This is a genomic window from Aestuariivirga sp., from assembly GCF_041738905.1.
Taxonomy (GTDB): domain Bacteria; phylum Pseudomonadota; class Alphaproteobacteria; order Rhizobiales; family Aestuariivirgaceae; genus Aestuariivirga.
Genome location: NZ_JBGSOZ010000129.1, coordinates 1 through 23,686 on the forward strand (window position 1 = coordinate 1; position 23,686 = coordinate 23,686).

The window sequence follows — 23,686 nt, forward strand, 5'->3', positions numbered from 1 at the left end:
CCGCCGCATCGAAGCGGCCGCGCGGATCGGGGAAGGGCAATCCGGGCAGCGCACGCGCCGTCCATCCGTCACCGGCAGCTTCCTTCAGGATGTCGAGCGGAACCTCGATATAGACGGGACGCGGCCTCTGGCTCGCGAAGATCGCGAAGGCATGGGCGATGGCGTCGCGCACGTCCTTCGGCGTATAGGCGCGCATGTGGTGGGTGGTGACGGTGGCGGCCGCGCCGCGCTGGTCGAGCATCTCATGGAGGCGCCCACGGCCTTGCGCTGAATCGCGCATGTCGAGGGCCGTTGCGATGACCAGCATGGGGATTGAATCGGACCATGCCTGCCCCATGGGCATGAGGATATTCAGCACTCCCGGCCCGGTGATGGTGAAGCACACGCCAGGCTTGCCGGTGGCACGCGAATAACCATCGGCCATGAACCCTGCACCTTGTTCGTGGCGCACCAGCACGTGGCGGATCTGCGAGCGCGGCAATGCCCGGTACATCTCGATGTTGTGGACGCCGGGAATGCCGAAGATGGTATCGACGCCATAGTCTTCGAGAAGGCCGACGAGGGCTTCGCCGGTCGAGAGTTCCGCACGATTTGACATGTCAGGCTGCCTTTGTATCCGCTTCAGGTCTGTTCACCGCGTGGCATGCCACAAGGCTTCCCTCATGTGCAAGCAAGGTGGGGTTGACCTGCGGACAGAGGTCGAAGGCCAGAGGGCAGCGCGGATGGAAGGTGCAGCCCGTGGGCGGATTCAGCGGTGATGGGAGTTCGCCCTTCAGCACGATGCGCTCGCGCTTGGCTGCGGGGTTTGGTGTGGGCGTCGCCGAGAGCAGCGCCCTGGTATAGGGATGCTGCGGGTTGGCGAAGATCGTGTCCCTCGGGCCTTGTTCCACGACGCGGCCAAGATACATCACCATCACCTCGTTGGCGATGTGCCGCACCACGGAAAGGTCATGGCTGATGAAGAGGTATGCGAGATTGTGCCGCTCCTGCAGATCCGCCAGCAGGTTCAGCACCTGTGCCTGGATGGAGATGTCGAGCGCCGATACAGGCTCGTCGAGAACCAGGATGTCGGGGTCGAGCATCAACGCGCGGGCAATGGCGATGCGCTGGCGCTGGCCGCCCGAGAACATGTGCGGATAGCGGTCGTAATGTTCGGGCCGGAGACCCACGCTCGCCATCATGGCGCGGGCTTTCTCGGTGCGCTCGGCTTGGCGGATATTCGTGTTGACGAGGAGGGGTTCCTCCAGCGCATGGCCGATCTTCTGGCGCGGGTTCAGCGAACCATAGGGATTCTGGAAGACGATTTGCACCTTCGGGCGAAGTGCCCGGAGTGTTGCCGTCGAGGCGCCGACAATTTCCTGGCCCGCGATGTTGAGCGAGCCCGACGTCGGCAACTCGATCATGGTGACCATGCGGGCGAGCGTGGACTTGCCGCAACCCGATTCACCGACGACGGCGAGTGTCTTGCCGCGCTGGAGCGTGAAGCTTGCGCCATCGACGGCCTTCAGCAGGCCGGGCTTGGCAAAGGCACCGCGCGAGATCGAATAATAGCGGGTGAGATCAGAGGCGGTGAGGACCGTGCTCATGCGGCCTTCTCCTTGCCGGGGTGGCTGTCGGGGATGCCGTTCTTCAGGGGATAGTGGCAGAGCGTGCCCATCACCCGCATCGGCACGGAATTGTGGCAAAGCTCGGTCGCGTACTGGCAGCGCGGCGCGAAGAGGCAGCCTTTGGGCCGGTCGAACTGGCCCGGCACCACGCCCGGAATCGAAGGCAGGCGGCGGCCGGTGGCGCGTTCCGGCAATGCCGAGAGAAGGGCCGCGGTATAGGGGTGGTGCGGGTCGCGGAACAGGTCCGCCACCTTTTGCTCTTCCACCTTCTGCCCGGCATATTGAACGCTCACGCGTTCGGCGGTTTCCGCGACAACGCCCATCGAATGGGTGATGAGCACGAGGCCCATGCCGGTCTCTTTCTGGAGCCTGACGAGCAATTCGAGGATCTGCGCCTGGATGGTGACATCGAGGGCTGTTGTCGGCTCGTCGGCGATCAGGAGCTTGGGATTGCAGGCAATCGCCATGGCGATCATCACGCGCTGGTTCATGCCGCCTGAAAGCTGGTGCGGGAACGACGACAGCCGCTGCTCGGGCGAGGGGATTCCGACGAGGCCCAGAAGCTCGGTGGCGCGCTTGCGACGGGCCGCCTTGTCGAGGTCGAGATGAGCCTTCAAGGCTTCCATGATCTGGAAACCCACCGTGAAGCAGGGGTTGAGGCTCGACATCGGCTCCTGGAAGATCATGGCGATGTCCTTGCCGATGATCTTGCGGCGCTCCTTCGCGCGCATGCCGAGGAGGTCCACCCCCTCGAAGGTCATGCGGTCGGCGGTGACATTTGCGGTCCATGGCAGGAGCCCCATGACAGCCAGCATCGAGACCGACTTGCCGGAGCCGGACTCGCCGACGATCGCCAGAACCTCGCCCTTGTCGACGGTGAGCGACACGTTGTCTACCGCGCGGAAGAAACCGGAGCCCGTCTTGAACTCGACGGTCAGATTCTTGATTTCGAGGAGGGCCATGCGGTCAGCTCCGTCTCAGGCGCGGGTCGAGCGCGTCGCGCAGGCCGTCGCCCATCAGGTTGATGGCGAGCACGGTGATGAGAATGGCGAGGCCCGGCATGGTGACGACCCACCAGGCGCGGGTGACGTATTCGCGCGCGTCCGCCAGCATGGTGCCCCATTCGGGCGTTGGTGGCTGCGCGCCCATGCCGAGGAAGCCCAGGGCCGCGGCATCGAGAATGGCGCCTGAAAACGAGAGTGCGGCCTGCACGATGAGCGGCCCCATGCAGTTCGGCAGGATCGTCACGAACATGAGCCTGATCTTGCCGACGCCCGAGACCTTGGCCGCCGCCACATAATCCTTGCCCATCTCGGCCATCACGGCTGCACGTGTCAGGCGTACGTAATGCGGCTGCTGGATGAGTGCGATGGCGATCATCGCGTTGGTCAGGCTGGGGCCCAGCAGCGCCACCAGAACGAGGGCCAAAAGCAGGCTGGGGAAGGACAGGAACACGTCCATCACGCGCATCACCGCGGCATCGAATGCGCCGCGGAAGAAACCCGTGAGCAGGCCGATGGTGACGCCAAGCAGAAGCGAGATGGTGACGACGATGACGCCGATGAACAGTGAATAGCGGCTGCCATAGATCAGGCGCGAGAGGATATCGCGGCCCACCGCATCGGTTCCGAGGATGAAGCGCGGGTCCGCGCCCTCCTGCCAGAATGGTGGCTTCAGGAAGGCGTCACGGTATTGTTCCTGCGGCTGGAAAGGCGCCACCACATCGGCAAAGATGGCGATGAGGATCACGAAGACGAAGACAACGAGTCCGGCGACGGCACCCTTGTTCTCGCTGAAATAGGCCCAGAACTCGGAGAGCAGCGCCAGCCTGCCGGTCTTGCGCGTGTCAGTGACGGTGACGGTCTTTGCGGCGATATCGGTCATCGGATCATTTCCTGTGCCGGATGCGTGGATCGGCAAGGCCATAGAGAAGGTCGACGATCAGGTTCACCACCATGACGACACCCGCGATGAGCAACAGTCCCCCCTGCACCGAAGGATAATCGCGGCGCGAGATTGCGTCGATCATCCATTTGCCGACGCCCGGCCACGAGAAGATCGTCTCCGTCAGAATGGCGCCAGCCAGCAATGTTCCGACCTGCAGGCCGATCGTGGTGATGACCGGGATCAGGGCATTGCGCAGCGCGTGAACGCCAACCACCCGCACCGTTGGCAGGCCCTTGGCGCGGGCGGTGCGCACGTAATCATCGCTCAGCACCTCGAGCATCGCTGAACGCGTTTGCCTCGCGATCACCGCCAATGGAATGGTGCCGAGAACCACGGTGGGCAGGATCAGATGGCGGAATGCGGACTTGAAGGCTCCCGCTTGGCCCGACAGCAGGCTGTCAATCAGCATGAAACCCGTGACGGGCTGGAAGAAATAAACGAGGCCGATGCGGCCCGACACGGGTGTGAGACCGAGCGTGACCGAGAACAGGATGATGAGAAGCAGTCCCCACCAGAAAATCGGCATGGAGAACCCGACGAGTGCGGTGCCCATGACGGCATGGTCGAACACCGTGCCACGGCGCACTGCGGCCAGCACGCCCGCGGGAATTCCGAAGACAATGGCGAAGAGCACAGCCACGAGAGACAGCTCGATCGTGGCGGGAAAAAGCGTGAAGAATTCCTGGGTGACGGGGATCTTGGTTTTCAGCGAAACGCCCAGATCGCCCTGCAGCAGATTCCACAGATAGCTGAAATACTGTTCCCAGATCGGGCGGTCGAAACCGAATTGCTTGAGCAGCTCCGCGTGGCGTTCGGGCGTGAGGGAGCGTTCACCCGCCATCAGCAGCACGGGATCGCCGGGCAGCATGCGGATGAATCCGAATGACACGATCGAGATGCCGATGAAGGTCGGGACCAGGAGCAGGATGCGGTAGAAGAGGAAGCGGAGCATGAATGATGCGGGCGGCCCCGAAGGGCCGCCCGTCCAGTGTTGTTATTCGGAAATGTCGACGCCGTCGAAACGGTGCGAGCCCAGCGGGTCCATCTTGTAGTTCATCACCTTCTTGCTCATCGGCATGAAGACGACAGAATGCGCGATGGTGGCCCAGGGGGCCTGTTCCTTGAAGATGACCTGGGCTTCACGATAGACCGGTTCACGGGCATCGTTGTTCGGCAGGATCTTGGCCTTCTGGATCAAGTCCTCGAAGGGCTGGTGGCACCACTGGGCGCGGTTCGAACCGCCCACGGCAGAGCAGCCGAGCAGCACGGCCATGAAGTTGTCCGGGTCGCCGTTGTCGCCGGTCCAGCCGAGAAGCACCGCGCCGTCACGGTCCTTGGCCTTCGAGCGCTCGAGGTATTCACCCCATTCGTAGGACACGATCTCGACGCCCACGCCGACCTTGGCGAAGTCGGCCTGGATCAGTTCCGCCATCTTGCGGGCGTCCGGATTATAGGGACGCTGCACCGGCATGGCCCAGATCTTCATCTTGAGATCCTTGACGCCTGCTTCCTCGAGCATCTTCTTCGATGCTTCCGGATCATAGGGGTCGTCCTTGATGTCGTCGTTGTAGGACCACATGGTCGGCGGGATGGGGTTCTTGGCGGCCGTGCCGGCGCCCTGGAAGACGGCGTCCAGAATGGCCTGCTTGTTGATGGCCATGTTCAGCGCCTTGCGGACCTTCGGATTGTCGAAGGGCGCCTGCAGCGAATTGTAGGCCAGGTAGCCGACGTTCAGGCCTTCCTGCTCCATCATGGTCAGGTTGGCATCTTCCTTAAGGCCGGCGATGTCGGCCGGGTTCGGGTAGGGCGCCACATGGCATTCACCGGCCCGGAGCTTCTGCGTGCGTACCGAGGCATCGGTGGTGATGGCGAAGACCAGGTCGTCGATCGGCTGCTTGCCGTTGAAGTAATCCGGATTCGCCTTGTAGCGGATGACGGCGTCCTTCTGGTAGTCGACGAACATGAAGGGACCAGTGCCGACCGGCTGCTGGTTGATCAGTTCTTTCTTGCCGTCGGTTTCGAGCTTCGCGGCATATTCAGCCGAGAGGATCGAGGCGAAATCCATCGCCATGTTGGCGAGGAAGGGCGCTTCCGGACGGTTGAGGACGAACTTCACGGTATGGTCGTCAACCTTCACGATGTCCTTGAGAAGGGCCGGCATGTCCATGCCGTCGAAATATTCCCAGGCGATGCCGGCGGTATACTGGTTCCACGGATGGTCCTTCTTCCACTGGCGGGCGAAGGTGAAGATCACGTCGTCGGCGTTGAACTCACGCGACGGGGTGAAGTAGGCGGTCGTCTGGAACTTCACACCCTTGCGGAGCTTGAAGGTGATCTCCGTACCATCGGCCGAGACTTCCCAGCTTTCGGCAAGGCCCGGAATCGTGTTGGTTGTGCCACGCTCGAATTCCACGAGGCGGTTATAGATCGGGCGCGAGGAGGCGTTGAAGGTGGTGCCTGCCGTATAAGGGGCAGGATCGAAGCCTTCCGGCGAGCCTTCCGAGCAATAGACCAGCGTCTTGGACTGCGCCGCACCAGCCATGAGCATGGTGGAGGCCAGCAGCGCTGCGCCGAACAGTGTCTTTATTTTCATTGTTTTCTCCCTGAAAAGAACAGTCCGCCAACTTGGGCGTGAATGTACTTAAGCACGTTTTTTCCGGTTGATCAAAATTGCGCCGTCCACAGCCGCGGCGACCCTCCGGAAGGCCATCCGTTTTTCCGATGCCGGTCATCCATAAGATTTGTTTTACCTCCGTGCAGGCGGATGGCAGTCTCTCCGGCACCCCACGGAGAATGCACATGACCAGCCTCGTCGCGCCCGAAACCATCGATGCCTTCCGCCGGGACGGCGCTGCCGTGCTACGGGGCGTGTTTTCAGACTGGGTCGAGACGCTGCGAAAAGGGATCGACCGCAATCTGGCCGAACCCTCGGCGGATGTGAAGATCTACCAGGGCAAGGATGGCGCGGGGCGTTTTGTCGGCGACTACTGCAACTGGAACCGCATCCCGGAGTACAAGGAATTCATCTTCAACTCGAAGGCGGCGGACATCGGCCGCGAACTGATGGGCACGAAGACCGTGCGGCTGTTCCACGAGCATGTGCTGGTGAAGGAGCCGGGTGCCGACGTGCCGACGCCGTGGCACCAGGACCAGCCCTATTACTGCGTCGATGGCAGCGACACGGTTTCACTCTGGATTCCGCTGGACTCCGTTCCGCGGGAAAGGACACTCGAGTTTGTCGGCGGCTCGCACAAGTGGGGCAAGTATTACCGGCCCGAGCGTTTCAACAAGCAGGCGCTCAACGAGAATGACGGGCTCGAGCCCGTGCCGGACATCGAGGGCGACCGCTCGAAGTTCAATATTCTCGGCTGGGCGCTGGAGCCGGGCGATGCGGTGGCCTTCAACTACCTCACGCTCCATGGGGCACCCGCCAACAAGAGCAGGAACGAGCAGCGCCGCGCCTTCTCGCTCCGCCTGATGGGCGACAACGTGCGCTATGCGCGGCGCGAGGGCATCGTCACGTCGCCGCCGTTCCGGGGTGTCACGCTCTCCCATGGCGCGGTGATGGACGCGCCGGAGTTTCCTCTGCTGGCGGGGTGACGAACAGTTCAAATGGGGGGCCGATTGGAAATCTCGTTGAGCAGCACTTCGGCTTCTTCCCTGCTATCTTCCGTAATGTGGCGACTGGACATCGCCCGCATCAGCAGGTCAATGACCTGAGGCGTTTCATGGTCGCTGACATCAAGCAATTTTGCAAGTTCAAGCATTGCATCACCATCGCCAGATGCGATTGATTTCTCGAACCACTTTCTGGCTTCCCGGCAATTGCCGCGACCCCTGTGTGTAACACCGAGATTGTAAACTGACGTTAAGCTTCCAAGTTCGATGGCCTTCAAATCCCATGCAATAGAAGCTTCCAAATCAAATTCTGTGCCTAGGCCTGCTCCATACATCGTAGCAAGCATCGAGCAGCCGTCAGCATAACCATTTTCCGCCAGTTGCTTGAAGAGAACAAATGCCTGATCGTAACTGCGGTCTTCGTGCAAACGCACTGCTTGCCCGTAGATCGAATCCTGCTTGTCTTTGTCTATATCTGTCATCCAGCGAAACGATGTGGTGAAATCTCCCCCAGCACCAGTCCTTCGTCCATTATGTCGGACGGGGGAGCTTCATGCCGAACCAGCGCTGCCGCGAGGCGGGAGAGTGCGGGCGAGGACTGGATGCCGTAGCCTCCCTGGCCGATGAGCCAGAAGAAACCGTCTTCCGCCTTGTCGTAGCCCACCACCGGTTTTCCATCGGCCACGAAGGAGCGCAGGCCGCCCCAGGTGCGCTCGACGCGTGTCACTTCGTAGTCGACGGCATTCTGGAACCTATCGATGCCTTCGGCCAGCGTCATGTCGTCGGCATAGGCATCATGCGGATCGACCGGTGTCGCGTCGGCGGGAGACACGAGCAGTTTTCCCGATTGCGGCTTGCAGTACCAGGTCTCGCCCACGTCGCCCACCAGCGGCCAGTTCATGAAGTCCGAGCCTTCGGGGCCCGGCACCACCGCCATGGAACGGCGCTTGGGCTGGAGGCCGACCGCCGTCTTTCCGGCAAGGCCGGCGACGACATCGCCCCAGGCCCCGGCAGCATCGACGATGATGGGGGCGTTCAGCGTTTCCTGTCCGGCGCGCACTTTCCAGACGCCATTCTTCTCCAGCGCCGTCACCGGTGAAGAACAGGCGAGCACGCCGCCGCGCTGGCGGAACAGTTTCAGATAGGTCTGGTGCAGCAGGTCCACATCGATATCGGCGGTGCCGGCATCGAGCACGGCATGTTTCGCATAGCCTTCCCGCAGCAACGGGAATTTCGTGCGCGCGGCCGCAACCGAAATCTCCTCCATGCCCTTCTGGATGCTCATCAGGTGCGCGAACTCGGCTTCCTGTCCCTCAGGCGCAAAGAATACGGTCTCGCGCGGTGTGAGATAACCTCCGCTCTGGAAATGCCCAAGCGCGGCGCGGGTGAGAGCGAGGATGGGCGGCGGGCCATAATTGGGCTCGTAGGCCGCAGCCGAGCGGCCGGTGGTGTGAAAGCCGGGGCGTTCCTCCATCTCGCAGATGGCGACGCGGTGGGTTTCGGCGAGATGGGCCGCCACCGAAGTGCCCGCAATGCCGGCGCCGATGACGATGATGTCGAAATTCTTTGTCATTGCCTCTGTTTAGCTCGGCCTTCGGCGAGTTTCCAATACAACCTCGATGTGTGACGCAGGTAACAGACGGTACGCCAGGGCAACTCTACCCTGAATTGATCCTGCAGGGAGAGTCCGATGAGCCCCTATGACGCCTCACCCGATTCCGGGCCTCATATCATCGACGTACCGATCCGCCCGTCGCGGCCGAAGCAAGCGGTGCTGTATGGCCTCGTCCTGGCGCTCGGCACGGGCTACGGCCTGCAGTACGCGTCTGCCCGAATGATGGGGCTTGAGGGGGTTCAGCCCATGAGCGCGCTGCTGGTCATCCATGTGGTACTGGCAGGGTTCTTCACCGCGTTCCTTGTACTCTCCGGCAAGCTCTTCGTTCCGAGCCTCAGGCATTTCGCCTTCTTCCTGCCGGTCACGGTCCTGGTCAATCTCGGTCAGCTGGCTGTCGAACTGATCGCAGCCCATCATGTGCCTGCGGGCGAGCTCACGCTCATCATGTCGCTGCTTCCGATCTTCGTGTTTGGCATCGCAGCCGCCTTCCGTACGGAGCGGCTGACCGGCCGCAAGACGTTTGGCATCCTGCTTGGCGTCGCCGCATCAAGCGCCATCCTTCTTCCAAGCGCATTCGGAAGCCCGGCGCAGCTCTCATGGGTGGCCTTCACGTTTCTGGCACCCGTCACCCAGGCGATCGGCCTGGTGTTCATGGGCAGGTACTGGCCCAAGGATCTCGACCCGCTTCAGGTGGCCACGGGCAATCTGGTGATGGGAGGCTTGCTGATGATTCCTGTGACGGTTGTTTCGGGTGAAAGCTTCGACCCGGCGGCCTTCTCTGCCGCGGGCGCGCTGGCCACCGTGGTCTTCGCATTCACGATGGCGGCCGAGTTCGTCATCTTCACCACCTTGCTGCGGCGGGGCGGTGCAGTTCTGGCGAGCTGTGCCGACTTCATCGCCGTCTGCGCTGGCCTCGTCTTCGGGTACATGCTCTTCGGCGAAGTGCCGACGCTGTGGATGGGGGCTGCCGCGCTGCTGTGCCTTCTCGCGCTGAGGTTCGCCACCGACCGCCCCGCATAGCGTCATGCCGGTGTGGCGGCTTGCCTCGGGCCGGAGGACACGCCAGAGTAGGCGACCATTTCCGGAGTTCCCATGAGCCACGTCACGCTGCACTTCCCGCTCGCCGAATATCACCGCCGCATCGCCAAGACGCGAAAGGCCATGGAGGCCAGGGGCCTCGATCTCGTCATCGTGTCGGACCCGTCCAACATGTCATGGCTGACGGGCTATGACGGTTGGTCCTTCTATACGCATCAGGCGGTGCTGCTGGGGATGGAGGGCGAGCCCGTGTGGTGGGGCCGCGGCATGGACGCGCAAGGAGCCAGGCGCACGGTGTTCATGGCCCCTGACAATATCGTGGGCTACGAAGACACCTATGTGCAGAACCCGCTGAAGCACCCGATTGAAGACCTGTCGCGTCTCATCGCGTCACGCGGCTGGGAGCGTGCCCGCATCGGCGTCGAGATGGACAATTACTGGTTCTCGGCGGCGGCCAACCAGTCGCTTCGCACGCATCTTACAAACGCGGTCTTTTCCGATTCGACGGGATTGGTGAACTGGCAGCGGACGTTCAAGAGCGACCACGAGGTGGAATTCATCCGCAGGGCCGCGGCCATCGTTGACGCGATGCATGCCAGGGTGATCGAGCTTGTGGAGCCGGGCCTGCCGAAGAATGTGCTGGTGGCCGAAATCCAGAAGCAGGCGATCCTGGGTGCGGGCGGGCACTGGGGCGACTACTGCGCCTTCGTGCCCATGCTGCCCTCAGGCATCGATGCGACGGCGCCGCATCTGACCTGGGACGACCGGCCCTTCCTCAACAACGAGGGCACGTTCTTCGAGTTGGGCGGCTGCTACCGGCGCTACCATGCGCCGCTGTCGCGCACCGTTTATCTCGGCAAGCCGCCGCAGAAATTCCTCGATGCGGAATCGGCCGTGCAGGAGGCAACGCAGGCCGGCCTCGACCAGTGCAAGCCCGGCGTTACTTGCGGCGAGGTGGCGGAAGCCTTCTTCGGCACGCTTTCGAAGCGCGGCTTCACCAAGGACTCGCGCGCGGGCTATTCGATCGGGCTGTCCTATCCGCCCGACTGGGGCGAGCGCACGCTGTCAATCCGGCGCGGCGACAAGACGGTGCTCGAACCCAACATGACGCTGCATTTCATGCCCGCGCTGTGGCTCGACGACGGCGGGCTTGAGCTGTCCGAGACGATCCTCATCACGCCTACGGGTGTCGAGTGCCTGTGCAAGACGCCGCGCAAGCTGGTGGTGAAGGCCTGAGCTTCAACTCACGTTGAGCTTCTGGCCCGCGATGAGCGCCAGCACCGTGGGCGGAACGGCCAGCAGGTGAAGGCCGGAGCGCGTCATGGCGTCGGCCAGGCTGACGGCAAGATCATATAGCGTGTCGCCTGGCTCGTCTTGGCTCAGCGCACCTGCGGCCATGTCGAAGCAGAAGCGTTCCTTGTCCTGCGCGGCGGCGACCATGGCCATGAGGCAGCATTCGTCGCGGCACATGCGCCGGCAGTTGGCGGGGTAGAATTGCGGTTGCCTGCCACCTTGCTGGCGAAGGTGGCGCACCATCTGGGCGATGAGGAACAGGGGTTCGGCGGCAGCGGCAAATCCGAGTTCTGCGGTCAGGCTGTCGGAGGCCGTTTCCCAGCAGCTCATGCAGCCGGTTTCGTAGCCGCCATTCCACTGGCGCAAGCCTTCCAGTAGCAGGCGCTCCGGCTTGCGGGAGAGGTAATCGGCGATGGTCAGGCCTTCGTGGGCGGATGTCATTTCAGTAATCCGAGTAATTTAGTCGGATAAACCGTTGGCGCACATCTGCCGTCAAGTGGCAAAGGACCGATGAATGCGATAACACGCATGAGACCAAGCAGGAGATCAGCCCCGTGGACTTCAACCGACCCGTATCAGGCCTCGTCACGCCGCGCTTCGGCGGCATCGCCACCTTCATGCGCCTGCCGCATGTGCCGCTCGAGGAAGCCAAGGACATCGATATCGGCATCGTCGGCATCCCGTGGGACGGCGGCACCACCAACCGCCCCGGCCCCCGCCATGCGCCGCGCCAGATGCGCGACATGTCCGCCATGGTGCGGCCCATGCATCAGACCACGAAGGTGAGGCCCTATGACCTCGCCAATGTGGCCGATCTCGGCGATTGCCCGGTGAACCCCGCGAATGTCGAAGATGCGCTGAAGCGGGTGGAGACCTATTTCAAGAAATTGGTGGGCATGGGCATCCGTCCCCTGTCGGGCGGTGGCGATCATCTCTGTTCCTTGCCGGTGCTGCGCGCGGTGGGCGAAAAGGCTCCGGTGGGCATGATCCATTTCGATGCCCATACCGACCTCTATGACAGCTACTTCGGCGGCTTCAAGTATACGCACGGCACGCCGTTCCGCCGCGCCATCGAGGAAGGCGTGCTCGATCCGAAGCGCACGATCCAGATCGGGCTTCGCGGCTCGATGTATGACAATGACGATTTCGAGTATGGCGAGAAGATGGGCGTTCGCCTCGTTCGGATCGAGGAAGCGATGGAAAAGGGCCCGAAAGCCATTATGGCTGAAGCCCGCAAGATCGTGGGTGATGGCCCGACTTATGTAAGCTTCGACATCGACATGTTGGACCCTGTCTACGCGCCGGGCACCGGCACGCCGGAAGTGGGCGGTTTCACCACTTTCCAGGCGCAACAGATGCTCCGTGAACTGAGGGGTTTGAACATCGTCGGTGCCGACGTCGTGGAAGTCTCGCCGCCCTTCGATCCGTCCGGCATCACGGCGCATGCGGGCGTCACCATGATGTTCGAGATCCTGTGCTCGATGGCGGAGGACGTGGCCAGGCGCCGCAAGGCCTGACCCCCCCATGTCCGCGCTGTCCGGGTCATGGCTGTTCTGGGCGCTGCTGTCGGCGGTGTTCGCGGCCCTGACGGCGATTTTCGCCAAGGTGGGCGTCGCCGGCATCAATTCCGACTTGGCGACCTTGATCCGGACGTTCGTCGTCATCGCCGTGCTGTCAGCCATCGTTGCGGCAACCGGCCAGTGGCAGGCTCCGGCCGAGATCCCGGGCAGGACCTGGCTGTTCCTCGTGCTGTCGGGATTGGGCACTGGGGCCTCGTGGCTCTGCTATTTCCGCGCCATGAAGCTGGGCGACGCCTCGCGCGTGGCGCCTGTCGACAAGCTGAGCGTGATCTTCGTGGCGATCTTCGGCGTGCTGCTGCTGGGCGAGAAGCTCTCGCCCCTCAACTGGCTGGGCGTGGCGATGATGGGCGGCGGCCTTGTGCTGATCGCTCTGCGCTAGGCGAAGACGGCGACTTCGATCTCGGTGGGATTGAAGTTGTTGCAGGGGTTCAGCACTTGCGGGCAATTCGAGATGACGGCGAGCACGTCCATCTCGGCGCGGATGTCGACATGGTCGCCCGGCTTCGACGAGCCGAGCGCGATGGCGGCATCGCCCGCGGTACCCACCGGCACCGTCATGAACCAGTTGACGTTCGGCACGATGTCCTTCCAGCCAAGGCCACGGGGTTTCAGCGCGGCGAGGAAGTTCTCGCGGCAGCCCGTGTTCGGCACGCCGTAGAGCATGCGGTTCGATGGCTCGGAGCAGCAGCCGCCGATGGTATCGTGGCCACCAAACGTGTCGGCGAGAATGGTGAAGAGCGGGTTGGCGCGGTCGGAATAGAGCACGTCGCCCGTGCTCAGCAGGATGCGCCCGGCCTTCTTGATGGTGTTGGGTTCGTGGTAGCGCTCTTCTGGGTCATGCGCATTGTAGCAGAGGAAGTCGACCGCCTGCTGGCCATGGGTGTCGATGATGCGGAGGATCTCGCCCTTGTTGATGATGCGGCTCCACGGCGCGCGGGCGGCAATCGTCTCGCGATGAACCTCGTGCATCACGCCAGTTGCGCCTCGAAGAGCTTGCCCCATTGCGGCATCACATCCGTCACGCCCGCAAGACGGAGAGCGTGCCAGGCCATCGCATGATTTGAGGATGTGATGGGAACGCCCGTCTCCGCCTCGATGGCGCGGGCCGCCTCGGCGAGCCGGACGGAGGTGCAGGACACGAACACGGTATCGACCGCGGCATGCGACAGAATTGTCTCGACACCCCTCTTCACGGAGGCCGGCGTGATTCGCGAGACGGTGCGGTCGTCCTGCTCGTTGAAGGAGCCGAAGACCGGAACCTCGAAACCGCGCGCGGCGATATAGTCGGCGACGATGCGGTTCACATCGGCGCGATAGGGGGTGAGTACGCCGATGCGTTTTGCTTTCAAGGCCTTGAACGCAGCAAAGGCGCCGGTGATGGGCGTGGTGCACTTCACATTCGGCCTTGCGCTGCGAATGCGCTCGAAGACCTTTTCCTCTCCGATCGCCATCGAGGCCGAGGTGCAGCCATAGGCCACCACGTCGAGGTTGCTGCCGGGCAGGATCACGTCCGTCGCGGCGGCGATGCGGGGCTCCATGGCGCGGAGCGTTTCAGGCGTGATCTGTGCATCGTTGAGAATGCGGCTCTCGTAGAGCGCAACGCCGGGAAGGCCTCCCATGATGGCGCGCCATTCATGCTCGATGGTGAAATCGGTCGCGAGCACCAGGAGGCCGAGACTGGCGCGGCTGGCGATGCCGCCATCGGTCTCGAAGGGAAGATGTTCGATCAGGACCATCTCGTCCTGGGGCTTTGCGCTGGGCGACACGTCATTCATCCGCATTCTCCTCCGAATGTCGATTCTGTATCAGAGATCGGGCCTCCGACCTATAGTCCGGCCCGCATGATTCGATGGCTTGACAGCATGGCAGCACTGACCGGGTGGCGGCGCGGAGCGCTTGTCCTAGCCTGCGGTGCGGTGGCGGCGCTTGGCCTGCCGCCGCTCGGCTTGTGGCCGGTTCTGTTCGTCAGCTTCACGGTGTTTCTGGTCCTGCTCGAGAATGTCCCGGAAAGGTCATGGCGGAGCGGCTTCGGGACAGGCTGGCTCTTTGGCCTCGGCTATTTCGCGGTTGCCTTCCACTGGATCGGTTTTGCCTTCCTCATCGATGCCGCCACATATCTGTGGATGATGCCCTTCATGCTGGGCATCCTTGCGGGCGGCATGGCCATCTACTGGGGGCTGGCGGCCGTGGTGGCGAAGCGGCTCGGCGGGCGCGGCTTGCCATTGGTGCTGGCCTTTGCTGCGTCAATCGCCGCGACCGAATGGCTGCGCGGCCATCTGTTCACGGGTTTTCCGTGGGCGGCACCGGGGCTTGTGGCGGACGGAATGGGCGCTGTCGCGCAGTCTGCTTCCATCATCGGAATGACAGGACTCACGCTGATGATCGTGCTGTGGGCCTCGCTGCCCCATGCCCTGTTTGGCCGGACCTCGATGGCGGCGCGTGCCATGGCATCGTCACTGCTTCTGATTCTGCCGCTGGCCTGGGGATATGGCGCATACCGGCTGTCGACGGCGACCAACGCCATGGTGCCCGGCGCGGCGCTCCGCATCGTGCAGCCCAATATCTCTCAAGAGCAGAAATGGCGGCAAGAAAACGCGCGCAGCATCTTCGAGCAACTGAAGGATCTCTCCGCTGCCTCGACGCCTGAACGCCCGGAAGGCATCGGCGGCGTCACGCATCTGTTCTGGCCTGAATCAGCGGTGCCGTTCCTCATCGACGAAAACCCTGTCGCAAAATCGGAACTGAAGCCGCTTCTCGGCGGCCGCACGGTGCTGGTCACCGGCTCGATCCGGCGGGATGGCGACGGCGAGGACGCGGATGCCTTCAACAGCATCATCGTATTTGACGGCCATGCGGAGGTCGCCGCGCGCTATGACAAGTGGCGGCTGGTGCCCGGCGGCGAGTTCCTGCCGCTCGCCTGGCTGCTGGAGCCGCTGGGATTTCAGAAGGTGGTGCGGACACCGGGGAGCTTCACGTCCGGTCCCGGACCACGGACGATGGCGTTGCCGGGCGCGCCCGATGCCGGTTTTCTCGTCTGCTATGAAGTGGTTTTTCCGGACAAGCTTGTCGATCCTGCGAACCGGCCCGGCTTCCTCGTGAATGTCACCAATGATGGATGGTTCGGGCGTTCAACGGGCCCCTATCAGCATGTGGCCCAGGCGCGCATGCGCAGCATCGAGCAGGGGCTGCCTCTGGTGCGTGCCGCGAACACCGGTGTATCGGCTGTCATCGATTCTTATGGGAGATATCTCCATCAACTTCCTTTGATGGAAGCAGGTGTAATCGATTCGCCACTTCCAGTAGCATCCCCTGCCACTCTCTATGCGGGATGGGGAGACTGGATTCTTCTGCTGATGGTTGCGCTCTCCGCGGGAAGCTCTATTTTGATACACTTGTTCAGGAAGTCTTAATCGGATGTCGCGTGAGGGGCGCAAATGGCCCTGCCGCCGGGCGATACCGTTGAAAAGGAATTGCGCATGATGAACATGTATACTAAGCCTGAGTTGCTTGAGGTGTTGCAGTCAAAGTCATGACAGATAACTTTGCAGCAGTGCCGGGCATCAGACCGGGGGGCATCAGGTCTGAGGTAAATATGACAAGACGCGATCCGAACTTCGTCGACGTCCATGTGGGCAGCAGAATCCGCATGCGCCGTCAGCTAATCGGCATGAGCCAGGAAAAGCTGGGTGAGTTACTCGGCATCACTTTCCAGCAAGTGCAGAAATATGAAAAGGGCGCCAATCGCATCAGTGCGAGCCGCTTGTACTTCTCTGCAAAGATACTCGGCGTGCCGGTTCAGTTCTTCTTCGAGGAATTGCCTGGTGTCGAGGGACAGGGAGGCATGGGCGAGCAGCGTGAGGAAGACGCGGTTCTCTCTGCGCTGATGAACGTCGAGGGCGTGACTCTGGCCAAGGCGTTTCGCGACGCCGACAGCGTCAACAAGCGCAAGCTCATCTCGACTATCGCCAGGGTCATTGCCGAAACGAAAGAATAGACTGACGGCCAGGCCCCATCACAAGCCTGCTTGACCGGCGTTTCCTTCGCTGTCAAAACGTGCGCGGGTTCATGATGGGGTAACGGGACTTCATGTCGCGCAAGAATTTTGTCTTCACGAGCGAGTCAGTTTCCGAGGGGCATCCGGACAAGGTGTGCGACCGGATTTCCGACGAAGTTGTCGATCTGTTTTACCGTGAAGCGCTGGAACAGGGCTTCGACCCCTGGCAGGTGCGGGTTGCCTGCGAAACCCTTGCGACGACGAACTTTGTGGTGATCGCGGGCGAAACTCGCGGTCCCGCATCCGTTACCAAGGACAAGATCGAAGACGCTGCCCGCAAGGCCATCAGGGACATCGGATACGAACAGACCGGTTTCCACTGGGAAACTGCCAAGATCGTCATTCTCCTCCACAGCCAGTCGGCCGACATCGCGCAGGGCGTCGATTCCGCCGAAAAGAAGGAAGATGGAGCCGGCGACCAGGGCATCATGTTCGGTTATGCCTGCGACGAGACGCCGGAACTGATGCCGGCGCCGATTTACTATTCCCACAAGATACTGAAGCTGCTGGCCGACGCACGCCACAGCGGCAAGGAAAAGGCCCTGGGGCCTGATGCCAAGAGCCAGGTGAGCGTTGAATACAAGAACGGCAAGCCAGTCGCCGCCACGCAGATCGTGGTGTCGCACCAGCATATCGACGAGAGCCTCACCTCGAAGGATGTGCTCAAGCTGGTGAAGCCTTATGTGAAGAAGGCGCTGCCGAAGGGCTGGATCACCGACAAGACGGTCTGGCACGTGAACCCCACCGGCAAGTTCTATATCGGCGGCCCCGATGGCGACACAGGCCTCACCGGACGCAAGATCATTGTCGACACCTATGGCGGCGCAGCACCCCATGGCGGTGGCGCCTTCTCCGGCAAGGACCCGACCAAGGTCGACCGCTCGGCCGCCTATGCCGCGCGCTATCTGGCGAAGAACGTCGTCGCGGCGGGGCTTGCCAAGCGCTGCACCATCCAGCTCTCCTATGCCATTGGCGTTGCCCAACCACTGTCGGTCTATGTCGACCTGCACGAAACCGGCAAGGTGGAAGCCCGCGATCTGGAAGCTGTCCTGCCGAAGGTCATGGACCTGTCGCCGTCGGGCATCCGCAAGCATCTGGACCTCAACAAGCCGATCTATGCCCGCACTGCAGCCTATGGCCATTTCGGACGCAAGGCTGGCCGTGACGGATCCTTCTCCTGGGAGAAGACCGATCTGGTCAAGACCCTGAAGTCTGCGCTGAAGGCCCTTGCCTGAGGCATTTGAAAGCAGCGCGATGAACGGGGAACGCAAGAGCCGGTCGACGGAGGCCTTTTTCGGCCGCCGTCGCGGAAAGCAATTGCGTTCCCATCAAGCCTCCAGTCTCGGCTCGGTGCTGGAACGGCTGCGCCTCGACTTGGCCGCTCCGGCACCCGCCGACCTGAAAACCCTGATTGAAGCCGGTGTCGAGGACGTGCGCCTCGAAATCGGCTTTGGCGGCGGCGAACATCTGCGCCATGAGACCGCTCGCTTTCCGGGAACCGGCTTCATCGGGGTCGAGCCCTTCGTCAATGGCATGGCCAAGATGACCATGGTGCTGGAGGCCGAACCCCGCACCAATCTGCGCCTGCATGATGATGACGCGACCCAGGTTCTGGACTGGCTGCCGGATGCCTCGCTGTCAGGGATCGACCTCTTCTATCCCGATCCCTGGCCAAAGAAGCGCCACTGGAAGCGCCGCTTCGTCAACGAAGCCAATCTCGACCGCTTTGCCCGCGTCCTGAAGCCAGGCTCGCGTTTCCGCTTTGCCTCCGACATCGACACCTATGTCAACTGGACGCTCGCACACTGCCGCGCGCACCCCGCTTTCGAGTGGCAGGCGGCAGGCCCGGAAGACTGGCACACGCCCTATGAGGCCTGGCCCGGCACCCGCTATGAGGCCAAGGCTCTGCGCGAAGGCAGGACGCCAGCTTATTTGACGTTTGTCAGGGTATAGAAAATCCTGGCTCAGCCGTTGTGGAGCTGGTCTGCGCCGATCAGCGCCAGACCATGCGCGATGGACAGCAATTCCCCGCCGCTCTCGATGCGCTCTGCCCCAAACCGGTCGGTGAACATCGTGCGCACAGCCGGCACGAACGAGGTTCCGCCGGTCAGGAACACCTTGTCGATATCACCGACATTCATGTTCGCTCCGGCAAGCATGTCATCAACACATTGCCCCATCCGGGCGATGTCGGGCGCAATCCAGCTTTCGAATTCCGCGAGGCGCACCATGCGGCGGCTGTCTTCGCCAAGCGGCGCAAAATGGAACTCGGCCTCCCCGGCATCCGACAAGGCAAGCTTGGTCCTGGAGACGGCCTGGTACAGCGGATAGCCCTCGTCATAATCGACCAGATCAATGAAACGCTGCAGCTTGTCGGGCTCTTCCGCATAACGCGCGAGCGCCTTCAGCTCGGTGAATTCCTTCAAGGTCTTGAAGATCGACAACTGGTTCCAGCGGCCGAAATTCGTGTACCAGTTTCGCGGGATTTCCAGCCGCTTGTCGAAACTGCGGTAGTGGCTGCCCTTGCCGATGAGCGGGCTGACCACATTGTCCACGATCCGGTAGTCGAAACGGTCGCCGGCAATGCCGATGCCCGCATGAGCAATGTCGCGCGCCGCAATCGCGCCAGCCTGCCGTTCGAAGCGGATGATTGAATAGTCTGTGGTGCCGCCGCCGAAATCGGCCACGAGAACAGTCGTGTCCCTGGCCAGTGCCTGGGCGAAATAAAAGGCGGCAGCGACTGGCTCAAGCACGAACTGGATGGTTGGAAAGCCGAGACGCCCCAGCGCTTCATTGTAGCGCTCGATGGCGGTCGCCTCGTCCGGATCGACCCCGGCGAAGCGCACCGGCCTGCCGACGACGACACGGTCAATGGAGGACGGCCAATCGTCACCGGCATAGGACGCGATGCGCCGCAGGAAGGCTTCCATCAGGTCCGGGAAGGTCTGTTTGCGCCCGTGGACATAGGTCGCCGAAAAGGCGCGGCTGGCCGCAAAGGTCTTGATCGATTGCAGGAACCGGCAATCGCCCGGATTGTCGACAAAGGTGCGGATCGCCATCCCTCCGGCCTCGATAGTGAGCGTCCTCACGCCTTGCCGGGACACCGGGAGAAAGGACAGGCAGGTGCGCAGGCTTTGCGTCACCTCCTCGCAGTTCGAGAAGGTGAGCGACCGTGCGCCCGCCGCAGCCTTCACGGCGACGACAGTGTTGGTCGTTCCAAAGTCGAGCCCAAGCGCGGTCAAGGCGGCCTCCAGGCAGGGTGAAGGGGGAGGGGTGGAATCGGGATGCCGTCCGTTTGGCACGCAGGGCTGGGAAGATCAATCGCGGGCCCGGCAGGCCTGCATGGCCTTTGCAGGCGCGCTGATCTTGAAACCGGCTGCCTCAGCTCCAACTGGTTGGCATGGCAAAACCTGACACCCCTCGCCACCTGAAGCGCCACGGCCTGCCGGAAAAGACCTGCAAGGCCTGCGGGCGTCCGTTTGCCTGGCGGCGCAAATGGGCGCGCGATTGGGAGAACGTGCTTTACTGCTCGGACCGTTGCCGGACCGCGAGCAAGAAATAGGTCCCGTTGCTGCGGTGCAATCCGGGCAGTGACGTTCACCTTGCAATCGCGGCGAAACAGGTCTATATCGGCTTCAAATTCTTGGTCGTATGAGCGAGGGTGGGTCCAACCGGTCCCGCTCTTTTTTGTTACCTGACGCTCGCTGCGGCCTCCATCGGAGTGGACCATTTGACCGAAGACGTGCAGGAAACCGAACCCCGCATCGTGACCGAGACCGGCGTTGATGCCCGCATTGCGGCCATTGTCGAGCCGGTGATCGAGGCGCTCGGCTTCCGCCTTGTGCGTGTCCGTCTGACCGGCCAGAACGGCCTGACGTTGCAGATCATGGCCGAGCGGCCGGACGGCACCATCACGGTTGAGGACTGCGAGGAAATCAGCCGCGCCGTTTCGCCCGCCCTTGATGTCGATGATCCGGTCGATGGTGCCTACCATCTGGAAATTTCCTCGCCCGGCATTGACCGGCCGATGGTGCGCCGATCCGATTTCGCCGCCTGGGAAGGCCATCTGGTCAAGCTCGAGACGGCCATCATGGTCGACGATCGCAAGCGGTTTCGCGGCACCATCAGCGCAGTCGGAGATGACAGTTTCACGCTGACGCGCGATGCGGCGAGCTACGGCGATGCGCCGGATGTCGAAATTCCCTTCGATGCCATCGAAGAGGCACGGCTGATCCTGACCGATGACCTGATCCGCGACGCTCTGTCGAAGGACAATCAGGCCCGCAAGGCAGCCAAGAAGAACCGTGGCGCGGATGAGGATGCCGCCGCCGCTGAAGACGACAACGAGGATTGAACCGATCGAGGGTGCGGGACTTTCCGTTCCGCCCTTCCCAAGGGAGAATGCCATGGCAGTGAGTGCAAACAGGCTCGAGCTCATCCAGATTGCGGATGCGGTTGCGCGCGAAAAGAACATCGACAAGTCCATCGTCATCCAGGCCATGGCCGATGCGATCGGCAAGGCTGCCCGCTCGCGCTACGGCCTGGAAACCAACATCCGTGTCGATATCAATTCGAACACCGGCGAGATGAAGCTGCAACGCCTGCTGGACGTGGTGGAAAAGGTCGAGGATTACACGACGCAGATCGCGCTTGTTGATGCCAAGGCGCGCAACGCCGACGCCGAAATCGGCGACCAGATCGGCGAGCAGCTGCCGCCCATGGAATTCGGCCGCATTGCTGCCCAGTCGGCCAAGCAGGTCATCGTCCAGAAGGTGCGCGAAGCCGAACGTGACCGCCAGTTCGACGAGTTCAAGGGCCGCATCGGCGAGATCATCAACGGCACCGTCAAGCGCGTGGAATATGGCAATGTGATCGTCGATCTCGGCCGCGGTGAAGCCATCATCCGCCGTGACGAGCTGATCCCCCGCGAAATCTTCAAGTATGGCGACCGCGTGCGCGCCTATGTGCATGATGTACGCCGCGAGCCGCGCGGCCCGCAGATCTTCCTGTCGCGTTCGCATCCGCAGTTCATGGCCAAGCTCTTCCAGATGGAAGTGCCGGAAATCTATGATGGCGTCATCGAAATCAAGTCGGTTGCCCGTGATCCGGGTTCGCGCGCCAAGATCGCCGTCATCAGCCGCGACAGCTCGATTGATCCGGTCGGTGCCTGCGTCGGCATGCGCGGCAGCCGCGTCCAGGCAGTGGTTGCCGAACTGCAGGGCGAAAAGATCGACATCATTCCGTGGTCGCCGGATCCGGCTTCCTTCATCGTCAATGCGCTGCAGCCGGCCGAAGTGTCGAAGGTGGTGCTGGACGAGGATGCCGAGCGCATCGAGGTGGTGGTGCCAGACGAGCAGCTGTCGCTGGCTATCGGCCGTCGCGGCCAGAACGTGCGCCTTGCCTCGCAGCTGACCGGCTGGGACATCGATATCCTGACGGAAGAGGAAGAATCTTCGCGCCGCCAGCAGGAATTCGTCGAGCGCTCCAACCTGTTCATGGAATCGCTCAACGTCGACGAGATGGTCGGCCAGGTGCTGGCATCGGAAGGCTTCTCCTCGGTTGAGGAAGTGGCCTATGTCGATCTGGACGACATCGCCTCGATTGACGGTTTCGACGAGGACACCGCCCAGGAAATCCAGAACCGCGCCCGCGAGCATCTGGAGGCCATCGAGGCCGAGCTGGACGAGAAGCGCCGCGCACTCGGCGTCGATGACGATCTGCGCCAGATCCCGAACATGACCACCGCCATGATGGCGGCAGTCGGCGCCGATGGCGTCAAGACCGTCGAGGATTTCGCCGGCTATGCCGCCGATGATCTCGTTGGCTGGAAGGAACGCAAGGATGGCCAGACCACGGTTCACACCGGTGTGCTGACGCCGTTCGGCACCACCCATGCCGAAGCCGAGGAAATGGTGATGGCCGCCCGCCTGATGGTGGGCTGGGTGACCGAAGCAGACCTGGCCGGCACTGCCGCCGACGCGGATGCGGACCAGGAAGAGGCCGGCGCCTGATCATGGCGCGGCAACCGGGAGAAGTGATTGGACGATATGCCCGAGAGGACCTGCATCGTCACCCGCACCACGGGTGACAACGCTGCCCTGATCCGCTTTGTCGCGGGTCCGGACCTCTCGGTCGTGCCTGATCTCAAGCACAAGCTCCCGGGTCGCGGCTGCTGGGTCACCGCCACGCGTGCCCATGTCGACATGGCGGTGAAGAAAAAGCTCTTCCGTCGCGGCCTCAAGGCAGAGGTGACTGCAAGCGCCGATCTTGGCTCCATGGTCGATATGTTGCTGGTCCGTGACGCGCTTGGCTCGCTCGGAATGGCGCGCAAGGCCGGTCAGGTGGTGACGGGCTCGGCCAAATGCGATATTGCAGTGCGAACGGAAGAAGCGATCGCACTTCTTCATGCCATGGAAGCCGCCGCTGACGGCGAGCGGAAGCTCGACCAGGCCAGACGGGCAGTCGAATATACGGAAGGTCCGGTTATACCGGCTTTCAAACTCTTTACCCATGCTGAATTGGGTTTGGCATTGGGTGGACTAAATGTGATACATGCAGCCGTGCTGGGCGGAAACGCTGGCAAGGCAGCTGTGCGACGCATTGTTGCGTTGCAAGATTACCGGGATGCCCCCGGCCCCGAGAAGAATTTGGCTGCTGCCGAAAAGACGAGTGCGGCAGCTGCCGCGAAGGATGTGGAATGACCGACAACAAATCCGGCGACGACAAGACGCTTCATGTGCCTGCCAAGAAGACCCTGACGATCAAGCGTCCGGGCTCTGAGACGGGAACTGTGCGCCAGAATTTCAGCCATGGCCGCTCCAAGGCCGTGGTCGTGGAAACCAAGAAGCGCAAGTTCACGATGCCGGGCGAGAAGGTTGAGGCAGCGCCGGTTGCCGCGCCTGCCGCTCCGGTCGCAGCAGAAGCGCCGCGTCCT

At 62.4% G+C, this 23,686-nt stretch carries 26 protein-coding genes; 14 read left to right on the plus strand and 12 right to left on the minus strand.

What is annotated here, in order from left to right; translation table 11 throughout:
• From ACEW8Q_RS11570 to ACEW8Q_RS11595, 6 genes are all read right to left on the minus strand, one after another.
• On the minus strand, window positions 1-598 hold a 598-nt coding region (locus ACEW8Q_RS11570; protein WP_373504209.1), incomplete at its 3' end, for a thiamine pyrophosphate-binding protein.
• Window position 599: 1 nt separating this feature from the next.
• Window positions 600-1,586 carry a peptide ABC transporter ATP-binding protein gene (locus ACEW8Q_RS11575; protein WP_373504210.1) on the minus strand — a complete coding sequence of 329 codons (987 nt, stop codon included), beginning with the start codon at window positions 1,584-1,586 and terminating at the stop codon, window positions 600-602.
• Window positions 1,583-2,569 carry an ABC transporter ATP-binding protein gene (locus ACEW8Q_RS11580; protein ID WP_373504211.1) on the minus strand — a complete coding sequence of 329 codons (987 nt, stop codon included), beginning with the start codon at window positions 2,567-2,569 and terminating at the stop codon, window positions 1,583-1,585. Before ACEW8Q_RS11580 ends, ACEW8Q_RS11575 begins: the two co-directional genes overlap by 4 nt.
• A gap of 4 nt (window positions 2,570-2,573) precedes the next feature.
• Window positions 2,574-3,491, minus strand: coding sequence for an ABC transporter permease subunit (locus ACEW8Q_RS11585; protein ID WP_373504212.1), 918 nt, complete (start codon window positions 3,489-3,491; stop codon window positions 2,574-2,576).
• 4 nt (window positions 3,492-3,495) lie between these two features.
• Window positions 3,496-4,506, minus strand: a complete 1,011-nt coding sequence (locus ACEW8Q_RS11590; RefSeq protein ID WP_373504213.1) for an ABC transporter permease subunit — start codon at window positions 4,504-4,506, stop codon at window positions 3,496-3,498.
• Window positions 4,507-4,548: 42 nt separating this feature from the next.
• Window positions 4,549-6,147 (minus strand): ABC transporter substrate-binding protein, encoded by a 1,599-nt coding sequence (locus tag ACEW8Q_RS11595; RefSeq protein WP_373504214.1) that lies wholly within the window; start codon window positions 6,145-6,147, stop codon window positions 4,549-4,551.
• A 206-nt stretch (window positions 6,148-6,353) separates the two neighbouring features.
• Between ACEW8Q_RS11595 and ACEW8Q_RS11600 the strand changes: the two genes are divergently transcribed.
• Complete coding sequence (locus tag ACEW8Q_RS11600) at window positions 6,354-7,154, plus strand: phytanoyl-CoA dioxygenase family protein (RefSeq protein WP_373504215.1); 801 nt, start codon at window positions 6,354-6,356, stop codon at window positions 7,152-7,154.
• A gap of 8 nt (window positions 7,155-7,162) precedes the next feature.
• Here ACEW8Q_RS11600 and ACEW8Q_RS11605 read toward each other — a convergent pair whose 3' ends face one another.
• A complete protein-coding gene (locus tag ACEW8Q_RS11605) occupies window positions 7,163-7,654 on the minus strand; it encodes a tetratricopeptide repeat protein (protein WP_373504216.1) in 492 nt (163 codons plus the stop codon).
• Window positions 7,651-8,745 carry an NAD(P)/FAD-dependent oxidoreductase gene (locus ACEW8Q_RS11610; protein WP_373504217.1) on the minus strand — a complete coding sequence of 365 codons (1,095 nt, stop codon included), beginning with the start codon at window positions 8,743-8,745 and terminating at the stop codon, window positions 7,651-7,653. The genes ACEW8Q_RS11605 and ACEW8Q_RS11610 overlap by 4 nt, the downstream gene beginning before the upstream one ends.
• 117 nt (window positions 8,746-8,862) lie before the next feature.
• Here ACEW8Q_RS11610 and ACEW8Q_RS11615 point away from each other — a divergent pair, with 117 nt between their 5' ends.
• Window positions 8,863-9,807: a DMT family transporter gene (locus ACEW8Q_RS11615; protein WP_373504218.1), complete on the plus strand. Its 945-nt coding sequence runs from the start codon at window positions 8,863-8,865 to the stop codon at window positions 9,805-9,807.
• A 72-nt stretch (window positions 9,808-9,879) separates the two neighbouring features.
• Window positions 9,880-11,061 (plus strand): ectoine hydrolase DoeA, encoded by a 1,182-nt coding sequence (gene doeA, locus ACEW8Q_RS11620; RefSeq protein ID WP_373504219.1) that lies wholly within the window; start codon window positions 9,880-9,882, stop codon window positions 11,059-11,061.
• 3 nt (window positions 11,062-11,064) lie between these two features.
• On the opposite strand, the gene ACEW8Q_RS11625 is transcribed toward doeA, so the two are convergent.
• Window positions 11,065-11,559, minus strand: a complete 495-nt coding sequence (locus ACEW8Q_RS11625) for a hypothetical protein (RefSeq protein ID WP_373504220.1) — start codon at window positions 11,557-11,559, stop codon at window positions 11,065-11,067.
• 113 nt (window positions 11,560-11,672) lie between these two features.
• Here ACEW8Q_RS11625 and speB point away from each other — a divergent pair, with 113 nt between their 5' ends.
• Together speB and ACEW8Q_RS11635 are read left to right on the plus strand one after the other, a co-directional pair.
• A complete protein-coding gene (gene speB, locus ACEW8Q_RS11630; protein WP_373504221.1) occupies window positions 11,673-12,635 on the plus strand; it encodes an agmatinase in 963 nt (320 codons plus the stop codon).
• Window positions 12,636-12,651: 16 nt separating this feature from the next.
• Window positions 12,652-13,077 (plus strand): EamA family transporter, encoded by a 426-nt coding sequence (locus tag ACEW8Q_RS11635; protein ID WP_373504231.1) that lies wholly within the window; start codon window positions 12,652-12,654, stop codon window positions 13,075-13,077.
• Here the strand turns inward: ACEW8Q_RS11635 and ACEW8Q_RS11640 are convergent.
• Window positions 13,074-13,667: a DUF1989 domain-containing protein gene (locus tag ACEW8Q_RS11640; protein WP_373504232.1), complete on the minus strand. Its 594-nt coding sequence runs from the start codon at window positions 13,665-13,667 to the stop codon at window positions 13,074-13,076. The genes ACEW8Q_RS11635 and ACEW8Q_RS11640 overlap by 4 nt on opposite strands.
• Window positions 13,667-14,473, minus strand: coding sequence for an aspartate/glutamate racemase family protein (locus ACEW8Q_RS11645; RefSeq protein ID WP_373504222.1), 807 nt, complete (start codon window positions 14,471-14,473; stop codon window positions 13,667-13,669). The genes ACEW8Q_RS11640 and ACEW8Q_RS11645 overlap by 1 nt, the downstream gene beginning before the upstream one ends.
• 87 nt (window positions 14,474-14,560) lie before the next feature.
• Here ACEW8Q_RS11645 and lnt point away from each other — a divergent pair, with 87 nt between their 5' ends.
• The 4 genes from lnt to ACEW8Q_RS11665 all read left to right on the plus strand — a co-directional run bounded on the left by lnt (window position 14,561) and on the right by ACEW8Q_RS11665 (window position 18,705).
• Window positions 14,561-16,108 (plus strand): apolipoprotein N-acyltransferase, encoded by a 1,548-nt coding sequence (gene lnt / locus ACEW8Q_RS11650; RefSeq protein WP_373504223.1) that lies wholly within the window; start codon window positions 14,561-14,563, stop codon window positions 16,106-16,108.
• A 182-nt stretch (window positions 16,109-16,290) separates the two neighbouring features.
• Complete coding sequence (locus ACEW8Q_RS11655; protein WP_373504233.1) at window positions 16,291-16,692, plus strand: helix-turn-helix domain-containing protein; 402 nt, start codon at window positions 16,291-16,293, stop codon at window positions 16,690-16,692.
• Window positions 16,693-16,784: 92 nt separating this feature from the next.
• Window positions 16,785-17,987, plus strand: a complete 1,203-nt coding sequence (gene metK, locus ACEW8Q_RS11660; protein ID WP_373504224.1) for a methionine adenosyltransferase — start codon at window positions 16,785-16,787, stop codon at window positions 17,985-17,987.
• Between the two features lie 19 nt (window positions 17,988-18,006).
• Window positions 18,007-18,705 (plus strand): tRNA (guanosine(46)-N(7))-methyltransferase TrmB, encoded by a 699-nt coding sequence (locus ACEW8Q_RS11665; protein WP_373504225.1) that lies wholly within the window; start codon window positions 18,007-18,009, stop codon window positions 18,703-18,705.
• Window positions 18,706-18,716: 11 nt separating this feature from the next.
• On the opposite strand, the gene ACEW8Q_RS11670 is transcribed toward ACEW8Q_RS11665, so the two are convergent.
• Window positions 18,717-19,994: an Hsp70 family protein gene (locus ACEW8Q_RS11670; RefSeq protein ID WP_373504226.1), complete on the minus strand. Its 1,278-nt coding sequence runs from the start codon at window positions 19,992-19,994 to the stop codon at window positions 18,717-18,719.
• Window positions 19,995-20,152: 158 nt separating this feature from the next.
• Here ACEW8Q_RS11670 and ACEW8Q_RS11675 point away from each other — a divergent pair, with 158 nt between their 5' ends.
• The 5 genes from ACEW8Q_RS11675 to ACEW8Q_RS11695 all read left to right on the plus strand — a co-directional run.
• The gene (locus tag ACEW8Q_RS11675; protein ID WP_373504227.1) at window positions 20,153-20,314 is read left to right on the plus strand and encodes a DUF2256 domain-containing protein; all 162 of its coding nucleotides are present in this window, start codon (window positions 20,153-20,155) and stop codon (window positions 20,312-20,314) included.
• Window positions 20,315-20,482: 168 nt separating this feature from the next.
• Window positions 20,483-21,106, plus strand: coding sequence for a ribosome maturation factor RimP (gene rimP, locus ACEW8Q_RS11680; RefSeq protein WP_373504228.1), 624 nt, complete (start codon window positions 20,483-20,485; stop codon window positions 21,104-21,106).
• 52 nt (window positions 21,107-21,158) lie between these two features.
• On the plus strand, window positions 21,159-22,763 hold the full coding sequence (gene nusA, locus ACEW8Q_RS11685) for a transcription termination factor NusA (protein WP_373504229.1): 1,605 nt from the start codon (window positions 21,159-21,161) through the stop codon (window positions 22,761-22,763).
• 36 nt (window positions 22,764-22,799) lie between these two features.
• On the plus strand, window positions 22,800-23,453 hold the full coding sequence (locus ACEW8Q_RS11690; protein WP_373504234.1) for an RNA-binding protein: 654 nt from the start codon (window positions 22,800-22,802) through the stop codon (window positions 23,451-23,453).
• A partial coding sequence (locus tag ACEW8Q_RS11695) for a translation initiation factor IF-2 associated domain-containing protein (RefSeq protein ID WP_373504230.1) occupies window positions 23,450-23,686 on the plus strand: 237 nt, incomplete at its 3' end. The genes ACEW8Q_RS11690 and ACEW8Q_RS11695, both read left to right, overlap by 4 nt.